This is a genomic window from Flavobacterium sp. Leaf359 (genome assembly GCF_001423985.1).
Lineage (GTDB): Bacteria > Bacteroidota > Bacteroidia > Flavobacteriales > Flavobacteriaceae > Flavobacterium > Flavobacterium lindanitolerans.
The window spans coordinates 199,993-200,316 of record NZ_LMPW01000010.1 but is presented as its reverse complement, the minus strand read 5'-3'; the positions used below and the strand labels follow the sequence as shown (position 1 = coordinate 200,316).

The window sequence follows — 324 nt, the reverse complement described above, 5'->3', positions numbered from 1 at the left end:
AAGTTTCCAGCGCAACTATCTTCATAGAGTTCCATCGCAAGATACATTGTCGAGTTCGTTGACGCCCTGGACAGGTTAACGGACATCGTCTGTTCCGTTGCCGTAAAACGGTACCAAACGTCCTGGCTGCTGGTGTTAGCGCATGTAGGAGCTGCTCCGTTCAAAAGCGATCCGCTAAAAGTGCCAACGGTATCCACGCAGGAAGTACCCGGCGTGAGCTGTACTGCCGCAGCACAGCTGTCGTTTGCAGGTTTTGGGAAAGAACGGACGCAGATATTAAACCCGAGCGTACTAAGTTCAGAGCTCGCGTTAAGGACTCGCACA

1 protein-coding gene is annotated in these 324 nt (G+C 52.2%); it reads right to left on the bottom strand.

From position 1 onward, the window contains the following. Window positions 1–323 (bottom strand): hypothetical protein (locus tag ASG38_RS18250; protein ID WP_235498568.1); only part of this gene is annotated, 323 nt, incomplete at its 3' end. Between the last annotated feature and the right edge of the window lies 1 nt (window position 324).